Origin of the sequence: Pseudoxanthomonas broegbernensis (assembly GCF_014202435.1) — a bacterium.
Taxonomy (GTDB): Bacteria; Pseudomonadota; Gammaproteobacteria; order Xanthomonadales; family Xanthomonadaceae; genus Pseudoxanthomonas; species Pseudoxanthomonas broegbernensis.
Genome location: NZ_JACHGU010000001.1, coordinates 211,608 through 235,383 on the forward strand (window position 1 = coordinate 211,608; position 23,776 = coordinate 235,383).

Here is a 23,776-nt window from a genome sequence, read left to right on the forward strand (position 1 = left end):
TTATAGGACTGGCCCGTTCGATGCCGAAGCTCGACCGTTACCTGCTGCGCGACTTCGTCCAGAGCTTCCTGGCGACCCTGATCGTGTTGCTGACGGTGAGCCTGGGCGGCGTGCTGGTGGACGTGCTGGGCGAGATCGCCGACGGCGGCCTGCCGGCGCGGCTGCTGCTGTCGCAACTGGGCCTGCAACTGCTGGTCTACCTGCCGCTGGTGCTGCCGCTGGCCTTGATGCTGGGCCTGATGCTGGCCGTGGCCCGGCTGTACCGGGATTCGGAGATGGCGGTGCTCAACGCGGTCGGCGTGGGCCCGCGCCGGCTGCTGCGGCCCCTGCTGATGACGGTGCTGCCGGTGGCGGCGGCGGTCGGCCTGTGTTCGCTGTGGCTGGGGCCGTGGGCCCAGCGCACCGCCGCGCGGATGGTCGAGCAGGCCCACCGCAGCCTGATCGTCGCCGGGCTGGAGCCGGGCCGCTTCACCGCGCTGCCGGGCGGCGGCGGGATCGTCTACATCGACGGCATGAGCGAGGACGGGCGCCAGTTGCAGGGTGTGTTCCTGCAGCGCGAGCGCGAGGGCCGGGTGGACGTGGTCACCGCGCGCACCGGCTCGCTGGAGTTCGAGGGCGACCGCGACCGCTACCTGCGCCTGCTCGACGGCCACCGCCTGGAAGGCCCGCTGGAAACCGGGCTGGACTTCCGCCTGATGCGCTACGCGGTCAACGAGGTGGCGCTGCCCGACCGCACGGAGACCCGCCAGAGCGACGACCCGGCGCTGGCCCCTACCTGGGCGCTGCTGGGCGATGCCCGCCCGTCGGCGGTGGCCGAGCTGCATGCGCGCCTGACCCCGCCGTTGCTGGCCCTGGCCTTCGCCCTGCTCACCGTGCCGCTGGCGCGCAGTTCGCCGCGGCAGCAGCGCTACGGCCGGGCGCTGCTGGGCTTCCTGGCCTACCTGGTGGGGGTGAACCTGATGTTCATCGGCATCCGCCTGCTGGCCGACGGCGAAGTGCCGCGCATGCTGGGCCTGTGGTGGCTGACCGTGCCGCTGCTGGCGCTGTCGGTGTGGCTGTACCTGCGCGACGGCCGCCTGCCGCGCCCGCGCAAGGAAGCGGCATGACCCTGCGCCTGCACGACCTCTACCTCGGCCGGATGGTGCTGGGCACGGTGCTGCTGGCCTGGGCGGTGCTGGTGGGGCTGGACGTGGTGATGGCCCTGTCCGGCCAGCTCGGCGATCTGGGCAAGGGCAGCTACGACTTCCCCACCGCGCTGGCGGTGGTCGCCTACTCAGTGCCGCGGCGGGCGTACACGATCTTCCCCTATGCGGCGGTGATCGGCGCGCTGCTGGGCCTGGGCCAACTGGCGGCGACCTCGGAACTGACCGCGTTGCGCGCGCTGGGCCTGTCGCGGCGGCGGCTGTCGATCTCCGCCGCCGCCGCGCTGGCGCTGCTGACCGGCCTGATGGTGCTCGCCGGCGAGACCGTGGCGCCGTGGGGCCAGCGCCAGTCCGACCAGATCAAGCTGGCGGCCAAGACCAACAACGTGGCCATGGCGCGCTACTCCGGGCTGTGGGCGCGCGAGGGCGACACCTTCCTCAATGCAGTCGACGGGCAGGAACGCATGGTCGACGGCCAGCGCGTGCTGGAACTGCGCGACGTGCGCCTGTACGAGGTCGGCGACGACGGCCGCCTGCACGCCCTGACCCGCGCCGCGCGGGTGGTGCACGACCAGGACGGCTGGAGCCTGCGCAAGGTGCGGCGGGTGGCGTTCGGCGCCGGCTCGGCGCGCGAGGAACGGGTGGAGGAACAGCGTTGGGAGTCGCAACTGGACGCCAACGCCCTGGCCGCCGGCGTCACCCGGCCGCGCAACCTGTCGGCGGCCGACCTGCAGGCCAGCATCGAGTACCGGCGCCGCAACGGCCTGGATGCGCGCGACTACGAGGACACGTACTGGAGCCGCTGGTTCTACCCGGTCAACGTGCTGGCCCTGTGCCTGGCGGCGGTGCCGTTCGCCTTCGGCAGCCTGCGCAGCGGCGGCATGGGCAAGCGCCTGTTCCTGGGCATCGTGTTCTCGCTGGGGTTCATGCTGCTGCAGATGCAGTTCGGGCGCCTGGCCGGCGCGTTCCGCTTCGACTACCGCATCGCCTACGCGCTGCCGCCGGTGCTGATGCTGGCCACCTCGTGGTGGCTGTTCCGGCGCAAGTCGGGCTGAGGCGGGCGCTCCGGCCCCGCTTCCCCGCCGCTGTCTCCGGGACGCACGCACGCCGTGCAATGGCGGTCAGCCGGCTGAAGTTGGCCCCCAACCAGGAGCCTGGGCCCGCCATCAGGCCTTCGGCAGCCGTACCAGCCGGGTCGCGCTGGCGCGGTCGTGCCAGGCCAGGCGGTCGCGGTCGAGCCAGGCCCACCAGAAGCCCAGCCCGCCGGCCAGCAGCGACAGGCTGCCGACCGCATAGCGCAGCCACAGCCGTCGCCGGGTAGGCGGCGTGCCGTCGGCCGCCTGCAGCCGCAGCCGCCAGGGGCGCATGCCCAGGGTCTGGCCGCCGCGGCGCCAACTGGCCGTCGCGTACAGTCCGGTCACCCCCCAGCAGGCCAGCCACAGCAGCCACCCCAGCACGCTGTAGGGCGCGATGTTGTGGCGGGTATCGCCGTCGTGCAGGGCGATGTCCAGCAGCACGAACGGCACCGCGGCGACCATCCACAGCGCCAGCACCGGCCACAGGTCGTAGAACAGGGCGAGCAGGCGCCAGGGCACCAGCGTGCGGGGCCGGGCGGAGGCGGGTGCCGGTGCGGGCGGCAGGTCGGTGGCGGGGGCGGGGTCCATGGCGGCACAGGATAGCGGGAGCCGGCGGCTATCCTGTCGCACATGGCTTCCGTTCCGGGTACCGCCGCCGATCGCCGCCGCCTTGCGCACGGCCTGCCGCCGCTGCGCGAGGCCGATGCGCGCGCCATCGGCCGCTTCGTGGAGGCCGCCTGGGCCGAGCATGGCCTGGCCCGCCAGAGCCAGGATGCCTATCGCCGCGACCTCGAGCAGTTCGCGCGCTGGCGCGACGGCGCCGGGGGCGGGCTGGAGGGCGCCGACCGCGCCACCTTGTTCGACTACCTGGCCTGGCGCCATGCGCACGGCTACCAGCCGCGCAGCAATGCCCGCCTGCGGGCCAGCCTGCGCGCGTTCTATGCCCACCTGGTGCGGCTGGGCGTGCGCGCCGACGACCCGGCCGCGCTGCTCGACCCGCCACGGCTGCCGCGTTCCCTGCCCAAGGCGCTGACCGAGTCGCAGGTCGAGGCATTGCTGGCCGCCCCCGACGTCGATACCCCGGAAGGCCTGCGCGACCGCGCGATGCTGGAACTGATGTATGCGGCCGGCCTGCGCGTGAGCGAACTGGTGGGCCTGCCGGCCAACGCCGTGAACCTGCGCCAGGGCGTGGTCCGGGTGCTGGGCAAGGGCGGCAAGGAGCGGCTGGTGCCGCTGGGCGAGGAGTCGCAGGACTGGCTGGAGCGCTACCTGGCCCAGGCGCGTCCGCGGCTGGCCGGCGGCAAGCCGGTGCCGGCCGACGCCGCCGGCAACGTGCCGCTGTTCCTGACATCCGCGCGCCGCGCGCCCACCCGCCAGGCCTACTGGCAATCGATCAAGCGCCATGCCGCCGCGGCCGGCATCGACCCGCGCACGGCCACCCCGCATGGCCTGCGCCACAGCTTCGCCACCCACCTGCTCAATCGCGGCGCCGACCTGCGCGTGCTGCAGTTGCTGCTGGGCCACGCCAGCCTGTCGACCACCCAGATCTACACCCTGGTCGCCCGCCAGCACCTGCAGCGCCTCCACGCCCGGCACCACCCGAGGGGGTGAGCCGGATGCCGGCATGCCGCCATCCGGGAGGACGCCCGGGCCGGGGCCTGCCGGAGCCGACTTCGGTCGGCGGCACGTTCCCCGGCCAGGGAAAACCCGGGGGCCGGGCTGGCTCCGCCGCCGGCTGAACCCGGCTCCTGCAACGGCCGGGTCCGCGGCGGCCTTGCCGCATCCGCATGCCGTGCGGCAGGGTCCCGTTGTGCGGCGGTATGCGAAACTCGCGCCATTCTCTCCCCGCCACGGTCCGCCGCATGTATCGAATTCTTGCCACCGCGCTCCTGGGCGCGTTCAGCCTGGGCGCCTGCGCGCAGCCCGCCCCGCCGGCCGGTGGCGCCTCGCCCGCCGCCAAGCCCGCGGCCGCCGGCAGCGCCGAACAGCATGCCCGCCAGGCCCTGGCGCAACTGGTGCCGGGGGCGCAGCCGGACTACATCGGCGACGCGCCGTTCGCCGGCTTCCGCGAGGTGCTGCTCAGCGGCCAGGTCCTGTACGTCTCCGACGACGGCCGCTTCCTCATGCAGTCGCAGCCGTTCGACATCCAGGCCCGGCGGCCGGCCGCCAGCCCCGGGCTGATGGCGTTCCGCCGCCAGGCGCTGGAGGGCGTGCCGGAGCAGGAGCGGATCGTGTTCTCGCCGCCCAACCCGAAGTACACGATCAGCGTGTTCACCGACGTGGAGTGCGGCTATTGCCGGCGCATGCACCAGGAGATCGCCGAGTACAACCGGCTCGGCATCGCCGTGGAGTACCTGGCGTTCCCGCGCATGGGCATGGGCAGCGACGATTTCCGCGACATGGTCTCGGTCTGGTGCTCGGCCGACCGCAAGCGCGCCCTCACCCAGGCCAAGGCCGGCACCCGCGTGCCGGGCAAGCAATGCACCAGCCCGGTGGCGATGCACTACGCCCTGGGACAGCGCATCGGGGTGACCGGCACGCCCGCGGTGTTCGCCCAGGACGGCAGCCAGTTGGGGGGCTACATGCCGCCGCAGCAGATGATCCAGGCGCTGGAGCGGATGTCGGCCGAGGCCGGCGGCGCGCGCTGAACCCCGGGCCGGGCGGCACGCCGGCCGTGCCGTCCCGGCTCCGGTACAATGGCGGGCCTTTCGCTGCCACTTGGCCGGACATGATCGTCCTTGAGGGCGCCGCCGCCCTTTCGCCGTTCCGCAGGCAACGGCTCCAGACCCGCCTGCAGTCCCTGGCCCCCGGCCTGCGCATCGAAGGCGCCTGGCACGTCTATTTCGTCCAGCCGGGCGAGGTGGCCGCCGATCCGGCGGCCCTGCACCGCATCCTCCAGGCCGGCGACGCCCCGGCCCCGCGCGCCGAGGGCGCGCTGTCGCGCTACGTGGTGCCGCGCCTGGGCACGCGCTCGCCGTGGTCGAGCAAGGCCACCGAGCTGCTGCGCGGCGCGGGCCTGGACGTGGCGCGGGTGGAGCGCGGCCTGCGCCTGGACCTGGCCGGCTGGCCGCGGGACGCGGCCGCGCAGGCGGCGGTGGGCCGGCTGCTGCACGACCCGATGACCCAGTCGCTGCTGGACGCCCGCGAGGGCGCGCAGGCGCTGTTCGCCACCCCGCCGCGCGGCCGGCTGGAGCGCATCGCGCTGGATGGGCTGGAGGCGGCCAACGCGCGCCTGGGCCTGGCCCTGGCGCAGGACGAGATCGACTACCTGCGCGAACGCTACGCCGAGCTGGGCCGCGACCCGTCGGACGTGGAGCTGATGATGTTCGCCCAGGCGAACTCGGAGCACTGCCGGCACAAGATCTTCAACGCAAGCTGGACCATCGACGGGCAGGCGCAGGAGCGCTCGCTGTTCCGGATGATCAAGCACACCCACCAGAAGACGCCGCAGCACACGTTGAGTGCGTACAGCGACAACGCCGCGGTGATCGGCGGCCATGTCGCCTCGCGCTACCGGCCCGACCCGGCCAGCGGCCAGTACCGCGCCGAGGCCGCGGTGCCGTCCGCGTTCCAGATCAAGGTCGAGACCCACAACCACCCGACCGCGATCTCCCCGTTCCCGGGCGCGGCCACCGGCGCGGGCGGGGAAATCCGCGACGAGGGCGCCACCGGCCGCGGCGGCAAGCCCAAGGCCGGCCTGACCGGCTTCACCGTCTCGCACCTGCGCATCCCCACCCTGCCGCAGCCCTGGGAGGGCGAGCGCCCGCTCAACCCGCGCATGGCCCCGGCGCTGGAGATCATGCTCGACGGCCCGCTGGGCGGGGCGGCGTTCAACAACGAGTTCGGCCGTCCCAACCTGCTGGGCTACTTCCGCAGTTTCGAGCTGCCGGAAGGGGCGGACCTGGCCCGCGCCTACGACAAGCCGATCATGCTGGCCGGCGGGCTGGGCGCGATCGACCGGATCCAGGTCGAGAAGATCCGGCTGCAGCCCGGCGATGCGGTGATCGTGCTCGGCGGCCCGGCGATGCTGATCGGCCTGGGCGGCGGCGCGGCCAGTTCGCTGGCCTCCGGCGAGAGCGCCGAGGACCTGGACTTCGCCAGCGTGCAGCGCGAAAACCCGGAGATGGAGCGGCGCGTGCAGGAGGTCATCGACCGCTGCGTGGCGATGGGCCCGGCCAATCCGATCCACTTCTTCCACGACGTCGGCGCCGGCGGCCTGTCCAACGCCATTCCCGAGCTGCTGCACGACTCCGGCGTGGGCGGGGTGATCGACCTGGGCAAGGTGCCCAGCGACGATCCCTCGCTGTCGCCGCTGGAACTGTGGTGCAACGAATCGCAGGAACGCTACGTGCTCGGCGTGCCGGCCGGCCGCCTGGACGAGTTCGCCGCGATCTGCGCGCGCGAGCGTTGCCCGTTCGCGGCCGTGGGCGTGGTCACCGCGGAGGAACGCCTGGTCGTGGGTTATGGCGCGACTGTCGAGAGCGTTTACGGCGCCGCGCCCGGAGCCCCCGGCCCGGCGCAGCGCGCCGGGCGTTCGGATGAGCCGCGCGGCAATGCCGCGCAAGCGGCCCATCCTCACCCCATCGACCTGCCGATGGACGTGCTGTTCGGCAAGCCGCCCAAGATGCACCGCGATACCGCCCGCCCGCCGGCGGCGCCGTGGCCGGCGCTGGTCACCGGGGCGCTGCATCCCGGGTCGAGCCCCGGGCAGGCGCTGCACCGGGCGGGCCTGCGCGTGCTGGCCCACCCCACGGTGGCGTCCAAGAACTTCCTGGTCACCATCGGCGACCGCAGCGTCGGCGGGCTGACCGCACGCGAGCAGATGATCGGCCCCTGGCAATTGCCGCTGGCCGACTGCGCCATCACCCTGGCCGACTACGAGGGCGCGGCCGGCGAGGCGATGTCCATCGGCGAGCGCACCCCGCTGGCGCTGCTCGACGCCGCCGCCGCCGCGCGCATGGCGGTGGGCGAGGCGATCACCAACCTGTGCGCGGCGCCGGTGGAGGCGCTGGAGCAGGTCAAGCTGTCCGCCAACTGGATGGCCGCCTGCGGCCACCCGGGCGAGGACGCGCTGCTGTACGACGCGGTGCGCGCGGTGGGCATGGAACTGTGCCCGGCGCTGGAGGTGAGCATTCCGGTGGGCAAGGACTCGCTGTCGATGCAGGCGCAGTGGGTGGACGCGGGGCAGGCGCACAAGAGCGTTTCGCCCGTCTCGCTGATCGTCTCCGCGTTCGCGCCGGTGGCCGACGTGCGCGGGCAGTTCACCCCGATGCTGGCGCAGGACGACGACAGCGAGCTGTGGCTGATCGGCCTGGGCGGCGGCAAGCAGCGCCTGGGCGGCTCGGTGCTGGCCCAGGTCCACGCCGAGGGCGACCTGCCGGCCTTCGGCGGCGAGGTGCCGGACCTGGACGATCCCGAGCGCCTGCGCAACTTCTTCGCCCTCATCCGCGACGCGCGCGAGGCCGGCCTGTTGCTGGCCTACCACGACCGCAGCGACGGCGGCGCCTTCGCCGCGCTGTGCGAGATGGCCTTCGCCTCGCGCCGCGGCCTGGACATCACCCTGGACGCCTGGGGCGAGGACCCGTTCCGGACCCTGTTCAACGAGGAACTGGGCGCCATCGTCCAGGTGGCCGACGAGGACCGCGCGGCGTTCGCCGACCTGGTCGAGCGCCATGCGCTGATCGAGTGCACGCAGCGCATCGCCCGTCCGGGCGCGGTGCCGCGGGTGCGCGTGCGCCTGGACGGCGAGCTGCTGGTCGAATGGCACTGGGAGGAATTGTTCGACGCGTGGTGGTCGGTGACCCACGCCATGCAGAAGCTGCGCGACAACCCGGACAGCGCCGACGAGGAGCGCGCGACGGCGCGCGACTTCGCCGCGCCGGGGCTGAAGCCGAAGCTGGGCTTCGACCCGGCCGAGGACGTGGCCGCGCCCTTCATCGGCGCCGGCGCGCGTCCCCGGGTCGCGATCCTGCGCGAGCAGGGCGTCAACGGCCAGATCGAGATGGCGCGCGCGTTCGATCGCGCCGGGTTTGCGCCCATCGACGTGCACATGAGCGACCTGATCGCCGGGCGCATCGCGCTGGACGGCTTCGCCGGCCTGGCGGCCTGCGGCGGCTTCAGCTACGGCGACGTGCTCGGCGCCGGCCGCGGCTGGGCCACCTCGATCCTGGAGCGCCCGGAACTGCGCGAGGCATTCGCCGCGTTCTTCGCCCGTACCGACACCTTCGCGCTGGGCGTGTGCAACGGCTGCCAGATGCTGAGCCAGCTCAAGGACATCATCCCCGGCGCGCAGCACTGGCCCAGGTTCCTGCGCAACCGCAGCGAGCAGTTCGAGGCGCGCACCAGCTTGCTGGAGGTGGTGGAATCGCCGTCGATCCTGCTGCGCGGGATGGCCGGTTCGCGCATCCCGGTGGCGGTGGCGCACGGTGAGGGCCGGGCGGAGTTCGACAGCGCGGTCGACCAGGCCGCCGCGCGGGTGGCGCTGCGCTACGTCGACGGCGACGGCCACGTGGCCACGACCTATCCGCTCAACCCGAACGGATCGCCGGACGGCATCACCGGCCTGTCCAGCGAGGACGGCCGGGTCACGATCCTGATGCCGCACCCGGAGCGGGTGGTACGCAGCGTCAACCTGAGCTGGCACCCGGCCGGGTGGGGCGAGGATTCGCCGTGGATGCGGATGTTCCGCAATGCGCGGGTCTGGGTGGGCTGACGCTTCGGCGGAACAGCGGGTTCCCCATGATTCCCATGAAGCGATGACCGGCGGCGCCCGCGAGGGCGCCGCTTCCTTTTTGCGCACCGGCGGCCCGATCGTCGATGCCGATCGGCAACCGCAACCGCAATCGCGGAGGCTGGAGCAAAGGCCAACGACAGGAGCGGAAGCTTTGGGGGCCTGCCGCGGCTCTGCGCGCTGTGGGTTCGGTACTGCTTCCAGGCGCTGGGGATCGCGTACTACTTTGCGGGGGGAGGGGGCAGCGGCTTTGCGCTTGCGTAGAGCGGGGCATGCCCCGCTGCTCTTCGCGCACCGCTCCAAAAGCCTGGGGCGGGCTCTGCTCTACGCGAAGACGCCCCTCTGTAGGAGCCGTCTTGCCGGCGGCCCCGTCCAGAGCCAGTGCGTTTGCTCGGGGAGTCCGTCCGCTCCCCGGGCCGGCGTTCCCGCCTCGTGCGCGAGGCATGGCGACGCTGGCCGGGGCCGGGATCCTTGGCCCTGCTAAAGTCTGCGCCGTTACCAGAAGGAATCCGCGTCCCCCGTGAGCGACCTGCCCATCGTGCTGCTGCCGCTCGGTGCCGACGAGGATGCGCTCGATGCCTGCCTGGCGGCGCTGGATGCGGCCACGCCGGCGGGCACGCCGGTGTGGCTGGCCGACGATGCGCAGGCCGGGCCGCGCGGCGTCGCGGTCGCCGAGCGCTGGCTGCAGCGCACCCGGCTGCGGGCGGAATACACGCGCCGTCCGCGCCCGATCGGCGAAGCCGCGCACCTGCAGGAGATGCTGCAGGTCTGCGGCGGCGCCGACGTCGTGGTGCTGGCCGCCGACGCGCAGCCGCTGCCGGGCTGGCTCGCGCAACTGGCCGCCTGCCTGGCGCGCGACCCGTCCATCGCCACCGCCACGCCGTGGTGCAACGCCGGCGAAGTGGCGGGCTGGCCGCGCCTGGGCGAGATAGCGCCGCCGCCGGCCGATCCGGCGTGGACCGCGCAGGCCTGCGCGGCGATGTCGCCGCAGCACCCGGAACTGCCGGCCGCGGTCGCCCACGCGGTGGCCCTGCGCGGCAGCGCGCGCCTGCGCGCCGGCGGCCTGGACACGGCCAGCTTCGGTTCCTGGTACGCGGCCCTGCTCGACCTGTCGCTGCGCCTGTCCGGCCTGGGCTGGCGCAACGCGCTGTGCGAGACCGCGTTCGTGGCGCGTGGCGGCGAGGGCGGCATGGCCGAAGGCGACCTGGACGTGCTGGCCGCGCGCTGGCCGGCCTGGCATCGCCGGCTGGCCGACTTCCTGATGCGCGATCCGCTGCACGGCATGCGCGAGCGCCTGCAGGCGCTGCACGGCCAACTGCGGCAGAGCCCGCAGGACGACCTGTTCGATGCGCCGGCCGCGGAGCCTGTGCGATGAGCGCGCGGGCGCACGGACAGGGGCACGGGCAAGGTATCGCCGCGGTGGTGGTCAGCTACCGCAGCGCTTCGACCCTGGACGAATGCCTGCTGCGGTTGCGCGCCGCGCGCGCGGTGGCCCAGATCCGCATCGTCGACAACGGATCGGACGACGGCACCCTGGAGATCCTGCAGCGCCATGCGCTGGCCGATGCGCGCCTGCGCTTCATCGCCAACCCGGACAACCCCGGCTTCTCGGTGGCCTGCAACCAGGGCGCGGCCGACAGCGACGCGCCGTGGCTGGCCTTCGTCAATCCGGACCTGCAGGTCCGGCCCGATACCCTGGAGCGCTTGCGCGCCCATGCCCTGGCACTGGGCGGCGAGGCGCTGCTGGGCGCGGACCTGCACGGTGCCGACGGCACCCGCGACGGTGCCGCGCGCCGCCGCGACCCCGACTTCGCGGCGATGCTGCGCACGCCGTCCGCCGGTGCGCGGCTGGACGTGGCCATGGATGCCGCGCGCGCGTTGCAGCCGGTGGACGCGGTGTCCGGCGCGCTGATGCTGGTGCCGCGCGCATTGTTCGAGCGGGTCGGCGGCTTCGACGAGGGCTATCGCCTGCATGCCGAGGACCTGGACCTGTGCCGGCGCGTGCGCCAGGCCGGCGCGGCGGTCGCGGCGGCCAACGATGTCCCCGTGCTGCACCTGCGCGGCGTGTCCAGCCGCTCGCGGCCGCTGTTCGTGGAATGGCACAAGCATCGCGGCCTGTGGCGCTACTTCGGCAAGTTCGAGGCGGCGCGGCGCGGGCCGGCCACGCGCGCGGCGGTGTTCGCCGCGATCTGGGCGCACTTCCTGGCGGGCCTGCCGCGCCGCCTGCCGCCGCGCTGAGGCCCGTTCCCCGGAGGCGCACATGGAGACGATCGTCCCTTCGCTGCTCGATACCGACCTGTACAAGTTCACGATGATGCAGGCGGTGCTGCACCAGCACCCCGGCGCACAGGTCGAGTACCTGTTCCGCTGCCGCACGCCCGGCGTGGACCTGGCCCGCCGCCTGGAGGCGATCTCGGCGCAGATCGACGCGCTGTGCGCGCTGCGCATGCGGCCGGAGGAACTGGACTACCTGCGCGGCCTGCGCTTCCTCAAGCCGGACTTCGTCGATTTCCTGGGCCTGTTCCACTTCGACCGAAAGTACGTGCGGCTGCGCCGATCGGGCACGGAGAACGGAGGGATCGAGCTGCGCCTGCGCGGGCCGTGGCTGCACACCATCCTGTTCGAGGTGCCGTTGCTGGCGATCGTCAGCGAGGTCCACATGCGCGGCGAATACGGCGAGCCGGACCGCACCGAGGGCCTGCGCCGGCTGCGGGCCAAGACCGCGCTGCTGCGCGATGCGGTGGGCTTCCAGGACTGCGCGATCACCGACTTCGGCACCCGCAGGCGGTATTCCCGCGCCTGGCACGGCGAACTGCTGCCGCACCTGCGCGCGGAACTGGGCGAGCGCTTCGCGGGCACCTCGAACGTGCACTTCGCCAGGAAGCACGGGCTGGTGCCGCAGGGCACGATGGCGCACGAGTGGCTCCAGGCATTCCAGGCGCTGGGGCCGCGGCTGCGCGACTCGCAGGCGGCGGCCTTCGACGCCTGGGCGCGCGAATACCGCGGCGACCTGGGCGTGGCGCTGACCGACGTGATCGGGCTGGAGGCGTTCCTGCGCGACTTCGACCTGTACTTCTGCAAGCTGTTCGACGGCATGCGCCACGATTCGGGCGACCCGGTGGAGTGGGGCGAGCGCATCATCGCCCACCTGCGGGCGCACCGGATCGACCCGCGGACCAAGACCCTGGTGTTCAGCGACGGCCTGGACGTGGAGCGGGTGATGGCGCTGCACGCGCACTTCCGGGGCCGCTGCCGGATGTCGTTCGGGGTGGGTACCCACCTGACCAACGATCTGGGCCGGCCGCCGCTGCAGATCGTGCTGAAGATGGTCCGCTGCAACGGCCAGCCGGTGGCCAAGCTCAGCGACACGCCCGGCAAGACCATGGTCGACGATGCCGGCTACCTGGCCTACCTGCGCCAGGTGTTCGAGGTGCCGGCCCCGGCTCCGGGCCCGGCCGGGGCGGGTGGCGTAATCGCCTGACGCCCCGCGTCACTTCCCGACGCCGTTCAGCGTGAGGGCGTGCCGGACTGGATTTTGAGACCTGTTTCACATATTTTTGATGCGCCTGCGGATTGGCATCCTTCTTGCTCGATCCGCTCCGTACCTGATTTCCCCCTGCGTATCGATCCTGCTTTTCCCCCCGATGAACGCCCCCGGACCGCTCGACTACTACCGATCCCAGGCCTGCAGCCTCCAGTGGCGAGGCTTCGTGCGTGCATTGGGCGAGGAATTCGAACTGGCGCTGGAGGAGGCCGATCGGCTGCGCCTGATGGCCAGGATCGGGACGCGCTTCGCCCTGGCCCACCCGCTGCCCGGCGTCGCCAGCCTGGATGCGCTGCAGGGTGCGGCCAACGCGGCATGGGCGGCGCTGGACTGGGGATACGCCACCTTCGAGGAGCAGCACGACCGCGTGCTCATCCGCCACGGCGCCTCGCCGCTGGCCGCGGCGATGGGCGGCCCGTCCGCGTTCGTCGCCGGCTTCCTTGAGGGCGTCTACCGCCAATGGTTCCGGGACGCGGGCATGTCCCCCGGCCTGGACGTGCGCGCCGGCGCGGCCGAGTCCCAGGACGTGGCCACGTTCCTTCTTTCCCGCGCGCCATGACCCGATGCCCGCCATGAGCCGACCCAAGCCCTCCGCCCCTTCCCCCGCCGCGACCGCCTGCGACGACGACGTCGCCGACCTGTTCGCCCGCCTGGGCGCGCGCGTGGGCGATGGGGGGTACCACGATTTCTCCGCCCGGCTGGAGGACGCGCCCATCGCGGCGGTGCCGGGCCCGGCGGCGGCGCGGCCGGCGCCCGTCGTGCCGGCCCCCGTGCCGGCCGCCGCCGAGGCGCCCAGGCCGGTGTCGGCGGTCCCGCCCGGTGTAGTCCAGGCCGAGCCGGGCAGGGACGCGGCCGCCCAGGGGGCGGCCAAGAGTTCGCTGGAACGGCTGTTCCAGCGCCTGGCCGAGGGCGGCCCGGCATCCCCCGAGCGCGAGGAAAGCCCGCTGCGGCGGATGCGTTTCCCCTGATCCACCGTTGCCGGCCTGTCCCCGGGACGTGGGGATGGGCGGCTCCACATGCACGAATTGCGACCGGACCCGCCACGAACGGAAGGGTCCGGCGGAGGAGAATTGATGGAACTGCGACCGGCCCCGCGCGAGGGTGACCTGCTGGCCACGATCGCGACGGCGTTCCTGTGGATCGTGGGGCTGCTGGCCCTGGCGTTCGTGGTCACCGTGCCGCTGGACGCGTGGCAGCAGTTCGCGTTTTCCGCGGTGGTGTTCGCGATCGCGCTGGCCCTGCGCAACCGCCGGAGCCGGCTGGTGGTGCTGGTGCTGATGGGCCTGTCGCTGGCGATGTCGGCGCGCTACATATGGTGGCGCCTGACCCAGACCCTGGGCGTGAGCAGCTTCGTCGACCTGACCCTGGGCTTCGGCCTGGTGGCGGCCGAGCTGTACGCCTTCATGATCCTGATCCTGGGCTACTTCCAGGTGGCCTGGCCGCTGAACCGCAAGCCGGTGCCGTTGCCGGAGGACCGGTCGCTGTGGCCCACGGTGGACGTGTTCATCCCCACCTTCAACGAGCCGCTGTCGGTGGTGCGCAACACCGTGCTGGCGGCCACGGTGCTGGACTGGCCGGAGGACAAGCTCAACATCTACCTGCTCGACGACGGGCGCCGCGAGGAGTTCCGCGAATTCTGCGAGGCGGTGGGCGTCCACTACCTCACCCGCACCAACAACAGCCACGCCAAGGCCGGCAACATCAACGCGGCGCTGAAGAAGACCTCCGGCGAGTTCGTCGCCATCTTCGACTGCGACCACATGCCGGCGCGCTCGTTCCTGCAGGTGTCGATGGGCTGGCTGGTGCGCGACCCGAGGATGGCGGTGGTGCAGACCCCGCACTACTTCTTCTCGCCCGACCCGTTCGAGCGCAACCTGGGCACCTTCGGCAAGGTGCCCAACGAGGGCGAGCTGTTCTACGGCCTGCTGCAGGACGGCAACGACGCCTGGAACGCGACCTTCTTCTGCGGCTCCTGCGCGGTGATCCGGCGCGGCCCGCTGGAGGAGGTGGGCGGGGTGGCCGTGGAGACGGTGACCGAGGATGCCCATACCGCGCTGCGGCTGCACCGCGCCGGCTACCGCAGCGCCTACATCCCGATCCCGCAGGCCGCCGGCCTGGCCACCGAGAGCCTGTCGGCGCACGTGGGCCAGCGCATCCGCTGGGCGCGCGGCATGGCCCAGATCTTCCGGGTCGACAACCCGATGCTGGGCAAGGGCCTGAGCCTGGTGCAGCGGCTGTGCTACACCAACGCGATGATGCACTTCTTCTACGGCCTGCCGCGCATCATCTTCCTGACCGCGCCGCTGGCCTTCCTGTTCTTCGGCGCGCACGTGATCCACGCCTCGGCGCTGATGATCCTGGCCTACGCGCTGCCGCACATCCTCCAGGCCAGCCTGACCAACCTGCGGGTGCAGGGCAAGCACCGCCACCTGCTGTGGAACGAGGTCTACGAGACCACCCTGGCCTGGTACATCCTGCGGCCCACGCTGATGGCGGTGATCAACCCGAAGCTGGGCAAGTTCAACGTCACCGCCAAGGGCGGCCTGGTCGAGCGGTCCTACTTCGACGCGCAGATCGCCAAGCCCTACCTGTTCCTGCTGGTGCTCAACCTGGCCGGCGTGGCCGCCGGTGCGATCAGGCTGCTGGCCAGCGATTCCAGCGGCGAGATCCAGACCATCTGGCTCAACCTGGGCTGGACCCTCTACAACGTGCTCATGCTCGGCGCGACCATCGCCACCTCCAGCGAGGAGCGGCAGATCCGCCGCGCGCACCGGGTGCCGCTGCAGATGCCGGCGGTGCTGCACCTGGCCGACGGCCGGGCGCTGCCGTGCAAGACCCTGGATTTCTCCAGCGGCGGCATGGCGTTGCAGTTGGACGAGCCGCGCCCGGTCGAGCCGGGCAGCGCGGTGGAGATCGAACTGATGAACCGCGGCCGCAGCCAGCACCTGCCGGCGGTGGTGCGCCAGGACCGCGACGAGCGCGGCCTGAGCATCGAGTTCGGCGCGATGAGCCTGGAGCAGGAACGCTGGCTGGTCGCCTCGACCTTCGCCCGCGCCGACCTGTGGGTCTCGCTGTGGGGCCGCCACGACCGCGACAGCCTGCTCGGTTCGCTCGGCGGCGTGCTCAAGGCCAGCGCGCGCGGCTTCCAGCGCCTGGGCCGGCACATCGTGTCCAGCGGCAGGCAGGGTTTCCGTGCCCAGCCGCGCGGGGATTCGGCATGACCGCCCGCCCGCACCTTCCTTCCCCTCCATCGCCCGGTTTCAGCATGCGCCTCCAAGCTCCGGCTGCCTTCGTCCTCACCCTCCTGTTCGGCCTGGCGCATGCGCAGGCACCGGTCGCGCCCGCGGCAACGGCCGGTGCGGCCGATGCCGCGGCGCTGGCCGCGCCCGTCGCGCCGCCGGTGTCCAGCCGCCAGGGGCGCTCCACGCTCAAGCAACTGGGCATCGACTACGAGATCACCCTGCGTGGCGTCCAGGGCACGGCCGGGGTGCCGTTCTCGGTGCGCAACGACCAGGTGGTCGACCGCGCGGTGCTGCACCTGAAGTACAGCTACTCGCCGGCGCTGCTGCCCGACCTGTCGCACCTGCGCGTGACCGTCAACGACGTCACCGTGGCCACCGTGCCGGTGCCGCTGGAGGATGCCGGCCGCCAGCTCGAGCGCGACATCCAGGTCGACCCGCGCCTGATCGTCGACTACAACCGGATCAACCTGCAGTTGATCGGCCACTACACCCGCGATTGCGAGGACCCGGACCACAGCAGCCTGTGGGCCAACATCGACAGCGCCAGCTACCTGGAGCTGGGCTGGACGCCGCTGCGCCTGAACAACGACCTGTCGCTGCTGCCGGTGCCGTTCTTCGACGCGCGCGACACCGGCCGGCTGGTGCTGCCGTTCGTGTTCGCGGGGCAGCCGGGCAGCGGTTCGCTGCAGGCGGCGGGCATCGTCTCCTCGTGGTTCGGCGCGCGTGCCGGCTATCGCGGCGCGCAGTTCCCGGTGGCGATCGACACCCTGCCGCTGGAAGGCAACGCGGTGGTGGTGGCCACTCCGCGCAACCCGCCGGCCGGCCTGGCCCTGCCGGAGATCGCCGGCCCCACCGTGGCGGTGATGGCCAACCCGCAGGACGCGGACGGCAAGCTGCTGCTGGTGCTGGGCCGCGACGACGAGGAACTGCGCATCGCGGCCAGCGCGCTGGCCCTGGGCATGCCGCTGACCGGCGAGGTGGCCAGGATCGCCGACTTCCAGGATGCCGCGCCGCGCGTGCCCTACGACGCGCCCAACTGGATCCCGGACGACCGGCCGGTGCGCTTCTCCGAACTGGTCCAGCACGGCAGCGAGCTGAACGTGGCCGGCTACCACCCGGACCTGATCCGGATCGGCCTGCAGTTGCCGCCGGACCTGTTCGTCTGGCGCCGCGACGGCATCCCGCTGCAGCTCAACTACCGCTACACGCTGCCCGAGGGCGCGGACAAGTCGGCGCTGAACATCAGCATCAACGACGCCTTCGTCACCACCCTGCCGCTGAATGGGCGCACGTTCGCGCAGTCGGTGCCGGCGCAGATGTGGCACGACCTGCGGCCGCGGGGACCGATGCCGGTCCGGCAGGCGCTGAAGCTGCCTACCGGCCCATTCTCGGCCAACAGCCAGTTGCGCTTCCACTTCTTCTTCGACCGGCCCCAGGCGGAAGCGTGCAAGAACACGTTCCCGGACGTGTCGGCCGCGATCGACGGCGACTCCAGCATCGACCTCAGCGGCTTCCACCACTACATGGCGATGCCCAACCTGGCCGCCTTCGGCAACGCCGGCTTCCCGTTCACGCGCATGGCCGACCTGTCGGAGAGCGCGCTGGTGATGCCGGACAACGCCAGCGCCGACGACGTGAGCAACGCGCTGACCCTGCTCGGCCGCCTCGGCGCCTCGACCGGCCTCCCGGCCCTGCGCAACCGCGTGATCCTGGCGCGGCAGGTGGACGAGTACGCCGACCACGACCTGCTGGTGCTGGGCTCGCGGCGCTCGCAGCCGCTGTTCGAGAAGTGGGCCGGGCACCTGCCGGTCGGCGATGCCGGCGGCGCGCGCCGCTTCAGCCTGTCGGACTGGGTCCACGCCAGGCTGCCGGACTTCCTGTCGCCCGATGCGCGCCGCACCGACCTGCCGACCACCGCCGACGTGGCGGTGAAGCCGGACGAGGGCGATGTGGTACTGATGGGCTTCCAGTCGCCGCTGCGCGACGGGCGCAGCGTGGTCGCGCTGATGGCCGACGACCCGGCCCAGGTCGGGCGCCTGTTCGAGGCCTGGTTCGATCCGGACCGCCTGCGCGACTTCCAGGGCAGCGTGGTGTTGCTGCAGAAGGAGAAGGTGTTGAGCCTGGCCGGCAACCAGACCTACTACGTCGGCCACCTGCCGCCGCTGACCGCGATGCGCTGGTTCTTCGGGCACAACCCGGTGTGGCTGGGGGGGGCTGGTGGGCGGGGTGTGCCTGTTGCTGGCGCTGGTCGCGCGCTGGCTGCTGCGCCGCCGTGCGGCGGCGCGGCTGAAGGCCGGCGGCTGACCATGCCCGGCCGCGGCCACGCCCACGACCCGTCGCGCCGCCTCGCCTTGCGCGGGCTGCTGGCGGCGTTGGCCGCCGCCGGCACGCTGCCGCTGCGCGCGGCGGTGCCGGCGGCGCCATCGCCATCGACGGCATGCAAGCCGTGGGACGCATGGCTTGCGTTCGTCGACCGCCACATCGAGGACGACGGCCGGGTCGTGGATTTCGTCCATGCCGACCGGCGCAGCACGTCCGAGGCGCAGTCGTACGCGCTGTTCTTCGCCCTGGTCGACAACGACCCGGTGCTGTTCGAGCGGGTCCTGGCCTGGACCCGCCGCCACCTCTGCGGCGGTCGCGCGGACCTGAACCTGCCGGCCTGGCTGTGGGGCCGGGCGGCCGACGGGAGCTGGCGCGTGCTCGACCCCAACACCGCCTCCGACGGCGAGCTGTGGATCGCCTACGCGCTGGCCGAGGCCGGGCGCCTGTGGAACCGGCCCGGCTTCCTCCATGCCGCCCGCCAGATCCTGGCACTGATGCGCACGGCCGAGATCGCCGACCTGCCCGGGTTCGGCCCCATGCTGCTGCCGGGCAACCGGGGCTTCGTCCAGGCCGGGCGCTGGGTGCTCAATCCCTGCTACCTGCCGCTGTTCGCGTTCCGCCGCTTCGCCGCGCTGGACCCCAAGGGGCCGTGGCCGCGGCTGGCCGAGCGCAGCGTGGACCTGCTGGGGCGCAGCGCGCCGGTCGGCTTCGCCCCGGACTGGACGGCGTGGGACGGCCGGGCCTTCGTGCCCGATCCGGCCAAGGGGCCGGGCGGCAGCTACGACGCCATCCGCACCTACCTGTGGGCGGGCATCACCGATGCCCGCGATCCGCTGCGCCCGCGCCTGCTGGAGGCGCTGTCCGGCCCGTTGCGGATGCTGCGCGCGCAGGGCACCTTCGCCGAGAAGATCGATACCCGCAACGGCGTCGGCAGCGGCACCCCGCCGCCGGGCTTCGCCGCCGCCCTGCTGCCCTACCTGAGCGCCTGCGGCGCGCCGGCGCTGGTGCGCGCGCAGGCCGCGCTGATCCCCGCGTCCGGCCCGGCCGCCGAGGCGCTGACCTACTACGATCGCTGCCTGCTGCTGTTCGGCAAGGGGTGGTTGGACGGCCGCTATCGCATATCCGCCGATGGGCGGTTGCAACCCGCCTGGAGTTCGCAATGTTCCGCAACAAGCTGAAGCCGATCGTCCTGGTCGGCCTGCTCGACCTGTGTGTGCTGGCCGGCCCGGCCATGGCGCAGGCCTCCGCCACCCAGCAACTGGTCAACCAGGGCAACTACTGGCAGGACCAGGGTCGCGAGGACCTGGCCGCCGATGCCTGGCGCAAGCTGCTGGCGGTCGATCCGGACCAGCCCGACGCGCTGCTGGGCCTGGGCCTGATCGACCTCAACCAAGGGCGCCGCGGCGAGGCGCAGCGGCGCCTGCAGCAGTTGCAGGCCAGCCACCCAGGCGCGCCGCAGGTCACCCGCCTGCGCATGGCCCTGGGCGGTGGCGGCAACAGCCCCCTGCAGAACGCGCGCCGCGCGGCGGCGGCCGGCCGCTACGTCGAGGCGGTGCAGGCCTACGACCAGGCTTTCGGCGAGGGCGGGCCGCCCGACGACCTGGCGCTGGAGTACTACCAGGTCCTGGCCGGCACCCCGGACGGCTGGGAGCGGGCCCGCGACGGCCTGCGCCGCGTCGCCGCGGTCCGCGACAACCCCGCCGCGTCGCTGGCCCTGGGCCAGGTGCTGACCTACCGTGAACCGACCCGGCGCGAGGGCATCGCCAAGCTGCGCGAACTGGCCGGCCGCAGCGACGTCGGCGGCCCGGCGCGCGCGGCCTGGCGCCAGGCGCTGCTCTGGCTCGACGCCCGCGCCGCCGATGCGCCGCTGTACCAGGCCTTCCTCCAGGCGCAGCCCAACGACCGCGAGGTCGCGGCCAAGCAGGCGCAGCTCCAGCAGCAGGCGACCGCGCGCGCGGCGCAGGACGATCCGGGCCAGCGCCTGCTCGGCGAGGGCTTCCGCGCCCTGGATGCGGGCGACCTGGCCACGGCCGAGGCGCGCTTCGCCCAGGTGCTGCGCGCACGGCCGCGCGATGCCGAGGCGTCGGGCGGGCTGGGTTCGGTGCGCCTGCGCCAGGAACGCTTCGCCGAGGCCGGCGAACTCCTGCAGCGGGCCGTGGCGTCCAATGCCAAGTGGCGGCCGGCGGCCGACACCGCACGCTACTGGCAGACCCTGCAGGAAGTGCGCGCCATGCCCGGCAACGGCGATGCGCTGGCGCGGGTGGAGCAGGCCGTGGCCCTGCGTCCGCAGGAAGCGGCCGGCTACGTCGCCCTGGGCGACCTGCAGGGCGGCAGCGACCCGGCCGCGGCCGAGCGCAACTACCGCAAGGCACTGGAACGGGACGCGGCCAACGCCGGTGCGCTGCAGGGCCTGATCGGCCTGTACGGCCGGCAGGGCCGGGCGGCGGAAGCCAGCGCGCTGTTCGACCGGCTCAGTCCGGCCCAGCAGGAAAAGGCCGGCGGCGCCGCCGCGCTGCGCGCCACCGTGTCCCGCGCCCGCGCGCAGCAGGCGCTGGCCGCCGGCGACGTGGACATCGCCCGGATCGAACTCGAGGACGCGCTGCTCGAACAGCCGGCCGACCCCTGGGTGCGCCTGGACCTGGCGCGCCTGTACCAGCGCGGCGGCCGCCCCGACCAGGCGCGCGGCATCATGGACGGCCTGCTGGCGCAGGACGATGCGCCGCAGGCCCTGTTCGCCCGCGCGCTGTACGCGCAGGAGCAGGACGACTGGGCCGGCGCGTACGCCAGCCTGGAGCGCATTCCCGCCGCCGCCCGCGACGCCGAGATGGCCGCGTTGCACGACACGGCCTGGATCCACCTGCAGGCCGCGCAGGCGCGCGCGCTGATGGCGCAGAACCGCGCCGGCGAGGCGCAGTTGCTGCTGGCGCGGGTGGAGGCCTCGCTGGGCGAGCGCCTGCGGCGGCCGGCCGCCGCCGCCGCGCTGGCCGGCGCCTATGCCGACATCGGCAGCCAGCAGCGGGCGCTGGTGCTGGCCCAGACGCTGGTCGCCGGCCCTGCGCCCAGCGTCGAGGATCGCCTGCAGTACGCCTCGGTGCTGCTGCGCGCGCGCCAGGACGCCGAGGTCGCGGCCCTGCTGCGGCAGTTGCGCGACGCGCCGATGTCGGCCGCCCAGGCCGGCCGCTACCGGGACCTGCGCACCGGTTACGTGCTGCGCCAGGTCGATGCCTTGCGCGAGATGGGCAACCTCGAGGGCGCGTACGAAGCGCTGGCCCCGATCCTGGCGCAGCAATCGCAGGACCCGCGCACCATCGCCGCGCTCGCCCGCCTGTATTCCTCCGCCGGCGACGAGCGGCAGGCGCTGGTGCTTTACCAGCAGCAACTGCAACTGGCTCCAGGCGACCTGGATGCGCTGGTCGCCGCCGCCCGCAGTGCCGCGGCGCTGCGCGACATGGACACGGCCGAGCGCTACCTGGAAGCGGCGCTGGCGCAGTCGCCCGAATCGCCGGAAGTGCTGGCCGCGGCCGGGCGCATCTATCGCGCCGCGGGCAAGAGCCGCAAGGCCGAGCGCTATTTCCGCGCCTCGCTGGCGGCGCAGGCGCGCGGCAGCGGCCAGCTCGACCATGGCTATCCGCTCGCCAGCGGCGCATTCGCCGGCAGCGGCGGACGCGCGTTCAATCCCTTCGCCGGGCTGACCGGCCCGGGCGCGCGCAGCGCCGCATTGCGCGGCGACCCGCTGCCGATGCCCGCGCCGGCCGCGCGCCTGGCGGCCGCTCCGCTGCCCGGCTACGCGTCCGCCGCGCCGGTCGAGGCCTACCCGCCGGTGGCCACCGCCGTGATCGATGCGGACGGCTTGCCGGCCCCGGTGGCGGCGAGCGCGCCATCGGCCGCCGGCGTGGCACTGCCGGTGCCGAACCCGCGCAGCGTGCCGGCCGCGTCCGCATTGCCGGCCGCGCCGTCGCCGGCGGCCGCTGCGTTCGCGCGCCCCTTGCCGGCCCCCGCCGGCGGCGGCGACAGCGTGCTCGACGAGCTGCGCGGCCTGCAGGGACAGAACAGCAGCAGCCTCGGCGTCGCCGCGGCGTACCGCACCCGCGACGGCGAGGCCGGCCTGGGCCGGTTGGACGACCTGGAGGTGCCGCTGGAGGGCCGCTTCGCCATGGGCGAGGGCAAGCTGCGGGTCGCCTTGACCCCGACCATCCTCGATGCCGGCAGCCTCGGCGCGGACTATCCGCTGGCCAGCCGCTTCGGCGCCGGCCCCGAGGCCGCGCTGGCCGGTGCGCTGACCGCCGACAGCACCCCGGTCGACGACCTGATCGGCTCGTCGCTGTACCAGACCCTGCTCACCCGCGGCGAAAGCAACGCCACCCGCAACCTGATCTACGAGAACGCGCTGGACAGCGGCCGCTACCAGGAGCTGTTCAACCAGACCGATGGCGCCCTGACCGCGGCCGAGCGCCGCGCCGCGGCGCTGGAGGCGCTGTACGCCGACCCGCTGCCCAGCTACATCCTCGGCCGCGACTTGGCCAACACCCCGATCGGCGCGATCGCCGACCAGATCCTCGGCAACGCCGTGCTGATGCGCGGGCTCACCGCGGGCGAGCAGGCGCAACTCAAGGCGCTGGCGCGGGGCAGCGCGGCCACGCAGACGCCGCTGTCCTTCCAGGACACGCTGTACGCGATGGTGGCCAATGCCGCGGGCGCACGCCCGGTCGACAGCCAGGACGCCAGCGGCGCCGGGGTGTCGGTCGGCTATGAGCAGGGCGGGTTCCGCGCCGATATCGGCACCACGCCGCTGGGCTTCCAGGAGTCGCAAGTGGTCGGCGGCATCGGCTATCGCGGCCAGGCCGGCGATGCGCTGACCTGGTCGGCCGAGGTCTCGCGGCGCGCGGTGACCGACAGCCTGCTGTCCTTCGCCGGCGTCGAGGATCCGCGCACCGGGCTGCAGTGGGGCGGCGTGGCCGCGGCCGGCGCCAAGCTCGCCGCGACCGTCGACAACGGCCTGCTGGGCGGCTACGCCAGCCTGGCCTGGCACCGCCTGGAAGGCGAGAACGTCGCCAGCAACGACCGCCAGGAACTGGGCCTGGGCATCTATGTGCACGCGCTGGAAACGGCCAGCCAGTCGCTGACCGCCGGTCTGAACCTGACCGCGATGCGCTACGACCGCAACCTCAGCGGCTTCACCTACGGCCATGGCGGCTACTTCAGCCCGCAGGAGTACGTGGACCTGGGCTTCCCGGTGCACTGGAACGGCCGCGGCCTCGGCCGCCGCTTCGCCTGGCAACTGGACGCCAGCGCCGGCGTGCAGCACTTCAAGGTCGATCCGGCGCCGTACTTCCCGGACGATCCGCAACTGCAGCAGGCCGCCTACGACGCCGCATCGATGGCGGCGCTGCTCGGGCTGACGCCGGAGTACGTGGAGCCGGTGTACCTGGGCCAGACCAAGACCGGCCTGTCGTACAACCTGACCGGCGCGGCCGAGTGGCAGCTTTCCAGCCAGTTGTTCCTGGGCGGGCGCATGGAGTTCAACAACGCGCGCGACTACCGCCAGTTCGGCGCCAACCTGTACCTGCGCTTCCTGCTGGACCGCCTCGGCGCGGCCCTGGGCAAGCAGCCGCAGCCGATCCGCTCGCCCTTCGCCAGCGGCGAGTAGGCGGGCCCGCGGACGGCGGCGGCGCCCTCCGGGCGCGTGCCGTCCACGGCGCCGCGGCGCCGGTGCTGGCGAA

14 protein-coding genes and 1 pseudogene are annotated in these 23,776 nt (G+C 73.3%); 14 read left to right on the plus strand and 1 reads right to left on the minus strand.

The features are described 5' to 3' along the window. The first annotated feature begins 20 nt into the window (after positions 1 to 20). Both lptF and lptG read left to right on the plus strand, forming a co-directional pair. Positions 21 to 1,106: an LPS export ABC transporter permease LptF gene (lptF, locus tag HNR76_RS00950; protein ID WP_162310700.1), complete on the plus strand. Its 1,086-nt coding sequence runs from the start codon at positions 21 to 23 to the stop codon at positions 1,104 to 1,106. Next, complete coding sequence (lptG, locus tag HNR76_RS00955) at positions 1,103 to 2,197, plus strand: LPS export ABC transporter permease LptG (protein WP_162310699.1); 1,095 nt, start codon at positions 1,103 to 1,105, stop codon at positions 2,195 to 2,197. Before lptF ends, lptG begins: the two co-directional genes overlap by 4 nt. A gap of 111 nt (positions 2,198 to 2,308) precedes the next feature. Here the strand turns inward: lptG and HNR76_RS00960 are convergent, their stop codons facing one another. Continuing rightward, entirely contained in the window at positions 2,309 to 2,806 is a 498-nt protein-coding gene (locus tag HNR76_RS00960; RefSeq protein ID WP_162310698.1) for an RDD family protein, read from the minus strand. Between the two features lie 42 nt (positions 2,807 to 2,848). Between HNR76_RS00960 and xerD the strand changes: the two genes are divergently transcribed. From xerD to HNR76_RS01020, 12 genes and pseudogenes are all read left to right on the plus strand, one after another. Next, complete coding sequence (xerD, locus tag HNR76_RS00965; RefSeq protein WP_162310697.1) at positions 2,849 to 3,829, plus strand: site-specific tyrosine recombinase XerD; 981 nt, start codon at positions 2,849 to 2,851, stop codon at positions 3,827 to 3,829. 251 nt (positions 3,830 to 4,080) lie between these two features. After that, on the plus strand, positions 4,081 to 4,866 hold the full coding sequence (locus tag HNR76_RS00970; RefSeq protein ID WP_162310696.1) for a thioredoxin fold domain-containing protein: 786 nt from the start codon (positions 4,081 to 4,083) through the stop codon (positions 4,864 to 4,866). 80 nt (positions 4,867 to 4,946) lie between these two features. After that, positions 4,947 to 8,930 (plus strand): phosphoribosylformylglycinamidine synthase, encoded by a 3,984-nt coding sequence (gene purL / locus HNR76_RS00975; protein WP_162310695.1) that lies wholly within the window; start codon positions 4,947 to 4,949, stop codon positions 8,928 to 8,930. Between the two features lie 538 nt (positions 8,931 to 9,468). Further along, positions 9,469 to 10,323 carry a glycosyltransferase gene (locus HNR76_RS00980; protein ID WP_162310694.1) on the plus strand — a complete coding sequence of 285 codons (855 nt, stop codon included), beginning with the start codon at positions 9,469 to 9,471 and terminating at the stop codon, positions 10,321 to 10,323. Beyond that, on the plus strand, positions 10,320 to 11,186 hold the full coding sequence (locus tag HNR76_RS00985) for a glycosyltransferase family 2 protein (RefSeq protein WP_162310693.1): 867 nt from the start codon (positions 10,320 to 10,322) through the stop codon (positions 11,184 to 11,186). The genes HNR76_RS00980 and HNR76_RS00985 overlap by 4 nt, the downstream gene beginning before the upstream one ends. A gap of 22 nt (positions 11,187 to 11,208) precedes the next feature. Further along, positions 11,209 to 12,429 carry a nicotinate phosphoribosyltransferase gene (pncB, locus tag HNR76_RS00990; RefSeq protein WP_162310692.1) on the plus strand — a complete coding sequence of 407 codons (1,221 nt, stop codon included), beginning with the start codon at positions 11,209 to 11,211 and terminating at the stop codon, positions 12,427 to 12,429. A 163-nt stretch (positions 12,430 to 12,592) separates the two neighbouring features. Continuing rightward, positions 12,593 to 13,051 carry a cellulose biosynthesis protein BcsD gene (gene bcsD / locus HNR76_RS00995; RefSeq protein ID WP_162310691.1) on the plus strand — a complete coding sequence of 153 codons (459 nt, stop codon included), beginning with the start codon at positions 12,593 to 12,595 and terminating at the stop codon, positions 13,049 to 13,051. 13 nt (positions 13,052 to 13,064) lie between these two features. Further along, positions 13,065 to 13,460 (plus strand): hypothetical protein, encoded by a 396-nt coding sequence (locus HNR76_RS01000; RefSeq protein ID WP_183982045.1) that lies wholly within the window; start codon positions 13,065 to 13,067, stop codon positions 13,458 to 13,460. 105 nt (positions 13,461 to 13,565) lie between these two features. Further along, entirely contained in the window at positions 13,566 to 15,713 is a 2,148-nt protein-coding gene (gene bcsA / locus HNR76_RS01005; RefSeq protein WP_162310689.1) for a UDP-forming cellulose synthase catalytic subunit, read from the plus strand. Positions 15,714 to 15,757: 44 nt separating this feature from the next. Then, positions 15,758 to 18,038 (plus strand): annotated as a pseudogene (gene bcsB / locus HNR76_RS01010) (cellulose biosynthesis cyclic di-GMP-binding regulatory protein BcsB). Positions 18,039 to 18,040: 2 nt separating this feature from the next. Beyond that, positions 18,041 to 19,234, plus strand: coding sequence for a cellulose synthase complex periplasmic endoglucanase BcsZ (gene bcsZ, locus HNR76_RS01015; RefSeq protein WP_162311386.1), 1,194 nt, complete (start codon positions 18,041 to 18,043; stop codon positions 19,232 to 19,234). Then, entirely contained in the window at positions 19,216 to 23,703 is a 4,488-nt protein-coding gene (locus tag HNR76_RS01020; protein ID WP_183982047.1) for a cellulose biosynthesis protein BcsC, read from the plus strand. Before bcsZ ends, HNR76_RS01020 begins: the two co-directional genes overlap by 19 nt. The last annotated feature ends 73 nt before the right edge of the window (positions 23,704 to 23,776 follow it).